Genomic DNA, 6,749 nt, shown 5'->3' with positions numbered 1-6,749 from the left:
GTACTCGTCGATCTTCAACTACCCGACGCGGAACTTCGCCGACGTCGGTGTCATCGGCTGGTTCGTGGACGGTGCGGCGATCTGCAACCAGGTGCCGCTGTGCCGGTCGTCGTACGGTCCGTACGCGCGTGCGATGGTGCGGATCTGCAAGGAGGAGTCGTTCCATCAGCGGCAGGGCTATGAGCTGCTGCTGACGATGATGCGTGGGACGGACGAGCAGCGTGCGATGGTGCAGGACGCGGTGGACCGTTGGTGGTGGCCGTCGTTGATGATGTTCGGCCCGCCCGATGACGCCTCGCCCAACTCGGCGCAGTCGATGGCGTGGAAGATCAAGCGGCACTCCAACGACGAGCTGCGGCAGCGTTTTGTGGACATGACGGTGCCGCAGGCCGAGAAGCTCGGGGTGACCCTCCCGGATCCGGAGCTGAGGTGGAACGAGGAGCGTGGCCGTCACGACTTCGGTGCCCCTGACTGGGCCGAGCTGAAGCGGGTCATCACCGGTGACGGGCCCTGCAACGACCAGCGGATGGAACGCCGCAGGACGGCCCACGAGGAAGGCGCCTGGGTGCGTGAGGCGGCCACCGCCCACGCGACCAAGCAGAGCGAGCGAGCCCGGAAGGGGACGGCGGCATGACCGGCACGGACGACAGGGGCGCGGCGCGCGGGAACAAGGGCGACTGGCCGCTGTACGAGGTGTTCGTGCGCGGCAAGCGCGGCCTGAACCACGTCCACGTGGGCTCGTTGCACGCCGCCGACGATCAGATGGCCCTCACCCACGCCCGCGACCTCTACACCCGCCGCAACGAGGGTGTCTCGCTCTGGGTGGTGCGCTCGGAGCACATCGCCGCCTCCACCCGCGACGAGAAGGATCCGTTCTTCGAGCCCAGCGCCGACAAGGTGTACCGCCATCCGACGTTCTACGACATCCCCGACGACGTCCCGCACATCTGAGGAGCAGGGCATGAGTGACGATCACGTCTACCTGACCCTCGCCGAGGGACACGACGACGACACCCGCTGGGCGTACGGCACCGGCTTCGAGGACCCGCTGCACGGCGTCGACACCGGCGTGCCCGAGGGCGTCGATATGGGGGAACTGGCCCGCGTCTGTGTGGCGCTGGCCGACGACGCCCTGGTCTCGGCGCAGCGGCTGGCCGAGTGGACCACCCGCGCGCCCGAGCTGGAGGAGGAGGTCGCGCTCGCCAACATCGGCCTCGACCTCCTCGGCCAGGCCCGCCTGCTGTACTCCCGCGCCGGCCAGGTCGACGGCACCGGCCGCGACGAGGACGCCTACGCCTACTTCCGGGACGCCGACGACTTCCGCAACGTACGCCTCGCCGAACTCCCGGTCGGTGACTTCGCGTTCACCGTCGCACGCCTGCTGGTGCTCTCCGCCTGGAGGCTCGCTCACTTCGAGCGGCTCACCGCCTCCGACGATCCGGTACTCGCGGCGATCGCCGCCAAGGGCGTCAAGGAGCTGACCTACCACCGCCAGTACGCCGCCGAGTGGGTCGTCCGCCTCGGCGACGGCACCCCCGAGTCGCATCACAGGATGCGGGACGCCCTGGAGCACGTCGCGCCGTACGTGGACGAGCTGTTCACCGCGCACGACGTCCAGGACGAGGTCGAGGCGGTGCTGAAGCAGGTCACGGAGACGGCCGGAGTGCCTCTGCCGGTGGGCCGGCCGCAGCCCGGCTCCGGCCGCGACGGCCACCACACCGAGCACCTCACCCCCCTGCTGGTAGAGCTGCAGAGCGTGGCCCGCGCCCACCCGGAGGCGACATGGTGACCACACTCCTCGACGCCCGGCGGGCCCGGCACATCGCCGAGCGCGTGCCGGACCCCGAACTGCCCATGCTCACCCTCGCCGACCTCGGCGTCCTGCGGGACGTCGAGGTCGGCGAGGACGGGACGGTCGTCGTCAGTCTCACCCCGACCTACTCCGGCTGCCCGGCCATGGCCGAGATGCGCGCCGAAGTGGCCGCGCGTCTCACAGCCGCCGGATACGCGCAGGTCCGGGTGCGCACGGTGCTCCACCCGCCCTGGACCACGGACTGGATCACCCCGAGCGGCCGCCGCATTCTCGCCGAACACGGCATCGCACCCCCGGGACCGGCGCCGCGCCCGGCCCCCGGCCCGGTGCCGCTGACCCTGTCCCCGGCACGCCCCGCGGTTCCGTGCCCCCGGTGCGGCTCGGCGGACACGGAGGAGACCTCTCGCTTCGGCGCCACCTCCTGCAAGGCGCTGTGGCGCTGCCGCGCCTGCCGCGAACCCTTCGAGTACGTCAAGGAGATCTGATGGAGGACCTGTTGCCACCCGGCACCTCCGTGTCCACACCCGTGCGGCGACGCCGCCCCGCCTTCCAGCACCTGCGCGTGGGCGCCGTGCAGCGGCTGTGCGAGGACGCGGTCGCGGTCGGCTTCGACATCCCGGACGACCTGGCGGAGGAGTTCGCCTTCTCACCGGGCCAGTCACTCACCCTGCGCCGCGAGGTCGACGGGCGGGACGAGCGGCGCTCCTACTCGATCTGCTCTGCTGCGGGCGCACGGCCGCGCATCGGGGTGCGCGAAGTGCCCGGCGGGCTGTTCTCCTCCTGGCTGGTCCACGACGTACGGCCCGGCGACATCCTGGAGGTGATGGCCCCGACCGGTGCCTTCAGCCCCGACCTCACCGCACCCGGCCACCACGTCCTCGTCGCCGCGGGGTCCGGCATCACCCCCATGCTCTCCATCGCCGAGTCGGTCCTCGCCGCCGACGACCGCTCGCGGGTCACGCTGTTCTACGGCAACCGCCGCACCGGCTCGGTCATGTTCGCCGACGAACTCGCCGACCTGAAGGACCTCCACCCGGCGCGCTTCCAGCTCGCCCACGTCCTCTCCCGCGAGCCCCGCGAGGCCGAGGTGCTCTCCGGCCGCCTGGACGCCGACCGTCTCTCCGCCCTCATCGGCGGGCTGGTCGACGTCACCACCGCGGACCACTGGTGGCTGTGCGGACCCCACGGCATGGTGCGCGACGCCCAGAAGGTGCTGGCCGGTCTGGGGGTGCCCAGCAACCGTGTCCACCAGGAGCTGTTCTTCGCGGACGACGCGCCGGTGCGGGAGGTGCGGCACGAGGAAGCCGTCGCCGAGGGACCGGTCAGCCAGGTCACCCTCACCCTCGACGGCCGTACCACCACCGCGCCGCTGCCCCGAGCGGCCACGGTGCTGGACGGCGCCCAGAGGGTGCGGCCCGACCTGCCCTTCGCCTGCAAGGGCGGAGTGTGCGGCACCTGCCGCGCCCTGGTCACCGAAGGCGAGGCCGACATGCGCCGCAACTTCGCCCTGGAGGCCCACGAGGTCGACGCCGGCTATGTGCTGACCTGCCAGACCTTCCCCGTCTCCGAGACGCTGACCGTCGACTTCGACAGTTGAGGAATCCCATGCCCGTTCACCTGGAGGTCTCCGACGGCGTCGGGACCATCCGCCTGGACCGCCCCCCGATGAACGCCCTCGACATCGCCGGCCAGGACCGGCTCGGCGAACTCGCCGCAGAGGTGACCGAGCGCGACGACGTCCGGGCGGTGATCCTGTACGGCGGCGAGAAGGTGTTCGCGGCCGGCGCGGACATCAAGGAGATGGAACTCCTCGACCACGCCGGAATGGTCAGGCGCTCGCGCCCGCTTCAGGAGGCGTTCACCGCCGTCGCGCGCATCCCCAAGCCGGTCGTCGCCGCGGTCACCGGCTACGCGCTCGGTGGCGGCTGCGAGCTGGCCCTCTGCGCTGACTACCGGATCGCCGGCGACCAGGCCAAGCTGGGCCAGCCGGAGATCCTGCTCGGCCTGATCCCCGGCGCGGGCGGTACCCAGCGCCTGTCCCGGCTCGTGGGCCCGTCCAGGGCCAAGGACCTCATCTTCACCGGTCGGATGGTCAAGGCCGACGAGGCCCTTCGGATCGGCCTGGTCGACCTCGTCGTTCCGGCCGCCGAGGTGTACGAGCACGCGCGGGCCTGGGCCGCCCGGTTGGCGAAGGGCCCCGCACTCGCCCTGCGGGCCGCCAAGGAGTCGGTCGACCAGGGCCTGGAGACCGACCTCGACACCGGTCTCACCATCGAGCGCACCTGGTTCGCGGGCCTGTTCGCGACAGAGGACCGCGAGCGGGGGATGCGCAGCTTCGTCGAGGAAGGCCCTGGCAGGGCGACGTTTCTCTGAGTGCTCCCGGGAACGGTCGGCTGTGTCGGTTTCCGCGGGAGTCGTCCGGCGATGACTGGGGGAGCCATGATGCTCATCAGGCCGAAAGACACCGACAGACCGACGGCCGCCAGGGCCAGGGCCAGGGCCAGGGCCAGCACCGCGGCGGAGGCCAGGACGCCCTGGGCGCCTCGACGCCCTCGCTGCCGGTGGCCGCACCCCGCTGACACGCACCCCCACTTCGCCGGTGTGCTCAGGTTCGCCGCCGTGGCCCTGGCCCTCGGGTGGCAGTAGAGCTCGCGCAGCCGGAGGGAGGGCAGGCCGCGGGCGCGTAGGGCGGCGCCCATGCGGACGGCGAACAGGGAGTTGCGGCCCCGTTCGAAGAAGTCGTCGTCGGGGGCCGCGGGGACGCCCGGAACCTCGGCCCAGATCTCGCGCAGGGTGCGGGTGAGGTCGTCGTCGGTGGTGGCCCGGTCCGGCTCTGGGGGTGTCGCCGGTCCGCGCTGTACCTGCGGTGGGGGAGTTGCGACGCGTCGAGCTTTGCCGTTGGGGGTCAGCGGGAGCCTGTCGAGGGCGGTGACCGTGGCGGGGAGCCTGTACTCGGGGAGGACGTTCGCGGCCCGTTCGCGGACCGTGGCGGGGTCGCCGCCCGGGGACAGCGCCACTTACGCGTCGATCCTGGCGGTGGCCGCGTCCGACGGGTCGTCGTCGGTGGACGACGGCAGCCGGACGGACGTCGGGGTGCTCCAGCAGGACGGCACGGATCTCGTCGAGTTCGATGCGGAAGCCGCGGATCTTGACCTGGCTGTCGATTTGCCCGAGGTGTTCGAGACGCCCGTCCGGGCGCAGCTGGCCCAGGTCGCCGCTGCGGTACATGGCGCCGCCGGTGAACGGGTCCGGCACGAACCGCCGGGCCGTCAGCTCCTCCTGGCCCAGGTATCCGAGCGCCCCGCCGGCCCCGCCGACGCAGATCTCGCCCGCCAAGCCAGGCGGCAACAGCCGGCCTCCTCTTCCCTGACGCACAGGTGCCAGCCGGGCAGGGCCGGGCGCTCGACGGCGGGAGTGATCCGAAGCAGGCATCCCATCTTTCGCCGGAGGTGAGCCGCGATGTGATTCCTTGAATGTGCTCGGACACCCTTCTGTGAAGCGCTTCGACATGACCTGGCGGACTAGGCGAGAGCCAAGAGGTGAACATCTTTCATCAAGTGAGGAGCCGGTGAAGCCCTCTCCAGCGCCTCGGAGGAATCTTGGAAGCGGCCCTTGTGCGTCCATGAGTGTGCCCTTAATCTCACTGCAACATCGAAGCGCTTCGACGAAGCTCCCGTCAACAGTGATGGGATGTCCGCTCTCAGCTCAACTGGTTCAAGTCACGCCACCGCAGCCGACGCCCCACCGCCGGGTGTCCGGGTGCGTCATGAAGGGTTGACGCAATGACGCCGAACGTCGCCTCCGTGTCCTCAGGGCCGAGCCGAAGAAGCTTCCTCGCTTCCAGGGCCGTCGCCTCCAAGGCCGTCGCCTCCAGGGCCGTGGCCGGTGGGATGCCGTTGCTCGCCGCTTGCGGTGAGTCGGACAGCGGGTCGCGCGAGGGCACCACCTCGGCACCGCGGCCAAGGTGCCGATCCGCGCCGCCTACGACAGGCACACACGCGAGCTGTACGTGACGTACGCCGACGCGCCGGGCCCCAACGGCCAGTGCGACGGCAGTGTCCACGAACTGCGCACCGCCAACGGCAAGTGGACCGAGGTCACCCCGGTGAAGCCGGGGCGGAACCACGACGGGGGTACCGCCCACACGCTTGGCAGTGGGGGAGAGTCGGCCGACACGTTCGGCTACGGCGGCGTCGCGGTCGACGCCCGCGCCCCGGCACCCTCGTGGTCTCCACGAACAACCAGGGGTCCGACATCGACACCGTCTTCCGCTCCACGAACGGCGGCCGCACCTGGACCTCCCTCAAGGACTCCGCCGTCCTGAACGACGGCGGCAGGACCTGGGCACTTTCGGGGCGCGGCCCGCCGTCGCCAAGGAGGCGCCCGGTCCGATCGCCACCAACGCCCACGGCAGCGTGCTGCTGTGGTCCCTCGGCCCGGCGAACCCCGGATACCGCTCGGCCGACAACGGCACCACCTGGTCCGAGGCCGCTTCCTTCCCGAAGGGGGCCGCCCCGATCGGGGACCCCGTCGACCCGCCCCGCTCCTACGCCTTCGACACCACGACCGGCACGGTGTTCGCCGGCACCGACAGCGGCCGGACCTTCACCGCGCGGGCCACCGCGGTCTGATTACCGGCGACAACGAGTTCCAGCTGACGGCCGTTCCGGGCCGCACCGGCGACCTGCGGCTCAGCCTCAAGCGGAACGGTCTCCACCGCTCGACCGACGCGGGCGTTCGCCAAGGTCAGCAGCTGCCACGCCGCCCACACCCTGGGTTTCGGCAAGGCCGCCAAGGGCGCGCTTCCTACCCGGCGATCTGCATGGTCGGCGCCGTCGGAAGACCCGCGCGTGTACGGCCGGGTCTACGTCTCCACCAACGGACGCGGAGTGCAGTACGGGGAGCCCGCCTGATCCCCGACCCGGCCGAACTCGAA

Annotated in this window: 7 protein-coding genes and 2 pseudogenes; 8 read left to right on the top strand and 1 reads right to left on the bottom strand. The window is 71.4% G+C overall.

Annotation, left to right across the window (positions count from 1 at the left end; genetic code table 11):
* The 6 genes from paaA to AOK15_RS06655 all read left to right on the top strand — a co-directional run.
* Positions 1–634: 1,2-phenylacetyl-CoA epoxidase subunit PaaA (gene paaA, locus AOK15_RS06680; RefSeq protein ID WP_063798951.1), on the top strand; the 634-nt coding region annotated here is incomplete at its 5' end.
* Complete coding sequence (gene paaB, locus AOK15_RS06675) at positions 631–951, top strand: 1,2-phenylacetyl-CoA epoxidase subunit PaaB (RefSeq protein WP_055513771.1); 321 nt, start codon at positions 631–633, stop codon at positions 949–951. The genes paaA and paaB, both read left to right, overlap by 4 nt.
* Positions 952–961: 10 nt before the next feature.
* A complete protein-coding gene (paaC, locus tag AOK15_RS06670; RefSeq protein ID WP_055513768.1) occupies positions 962–1,789 on the top strand; it encodes a 1,2-phenylacetyl-CoA epoxidase subunit PaaC in 828 nt (275 codons plus the stop codon).
* Positions 1,783–2,298: a 1,2-phenylacetyl-CoA epoxidase subunit PaaD gene (gene paaD / locus AOK15_RS06665; RefSeq protein WP_055513767.1), complete on the top strand. Its 516-nt coding sequence runs from the start codon at positions 1,783–1,785 to the stop codon at positions 2,296–2,298. Before paaC ends, paaD begins: the two co-directional genes overlap by 7 nt.
* Positions 2,298–3,410, top strand: a complete 1,113-nt coding sequence (gene paaE, locus AOK15_RS06660) for a 1,2-phenylacetyl-CoA epoxidase subunit PaaE (RefSeq protein ID WP_055513764.1) — start codon at positions 2,298–2,300, stop codon at positions 3,408–3,410. The genes paaD and paaE overlap by 1 nt, the downstream gene beginning before the upstream one ends.
* 8 nt (positions 3,411–3,418) lie before the next feature.
* The gene (locus AOK15_RS06655; RefSeq protein ID WP_055513762.1) at positions 3,419–4,186 is read left to right on the top strand and encodes an enoyl-CoA hydratase/isomerase family protein; all 768 of its coding nucleotides are present in this window, start codon (positions 3,419–3,421) and stop codon (positions 4,184–4,186) included.
* Positions 4,187–4,485: 299 nt separating this feature from the next.
* On the opposite strand, the pseudogene AOK15_RS48760 reads toward AOK15_RS06655, so the two are convergent.
* Positions 4,486–4,830: pseudogene (locus AOK15_RS48760) on the bottom strand (phosphopantetheine-binding protein); the annotation flags it as partial.
* Between the two features lie 19 nt (positions 4,831–4,849).
* Between AOK15_RS48760 and AOK15_RS48755 the strand changes: the two are divergent.
* Entirely contained in the window at positions 4,850–5,266 is a 417-nt protein-coding gene (locus AOK15_RS48755) for a hypothetical protein (protein ID WP_420876864.1), read from the top strand.
* Between the two features lie 484 nt (positions 5,267–5,750).
* Positions 5,751–6,726 (top strand): annotated as a pseudogene (locus AOK15_RS41790) (WD40/YVTN/BNR-like repeat-containing protein); the annotation flags it as partial.
* Between the last annotated feature and the right edge of the window lie 23 nt (positions 6,727–6,749).

Origin of the sequence: Streptomyces ossamyceticus, from assembly GCF_001418475.1 — a bacterium.
Lineage (GTDB): Bacteria > Actinomycetota > Actinomycetes > Streptomycetales > Streptomycetaceae > Streptomyces > Streptomyces ossamyceticus.
Note: the sequence above shows the minus strand (reverse complement) of the source record. Positions and strands in the feature narration are given on the sequence as shown.

What these genes read in the sequence shown, in the direction of transcription:
- paaD (WP_055513767.1), top strand. Translation starts at nt 1,783, where the DNA reads ATGGTGACCACACTCCTCGACGCCCGGCGGGCCCGGCACATCGCCGAG.
- AOK15_RS06655 (WP_055513762.1), top strand. Translation starts at nt 3,419, where the DNA reads ATGCCCGTTCACCTGGAGGTCTCCGACGGCGTCGGGACCATCCGCCTG.
- paaB (WP_055513771.1), top strand. Translation starts at nt 631, where the DNA reads ATGACCGGCACGGACGACAGGGGCGCGGCGCGCGGGAACAAGGGCGAC.
- paaC (WP_055513768.1), top strand. Translation starts at nt 962, where the DNA reads ATGAGTGACGATCACGTCTACCTGACCCTCGCCGAGGGACACGACGAC.
- paaE (WP_055513764.1), top strand. Translation starts at nt 2,298, where the DNA reads ATGGAGGACCTGTTGCCACCCGGCACCTCCGTGTCCACACCCGTGCGG.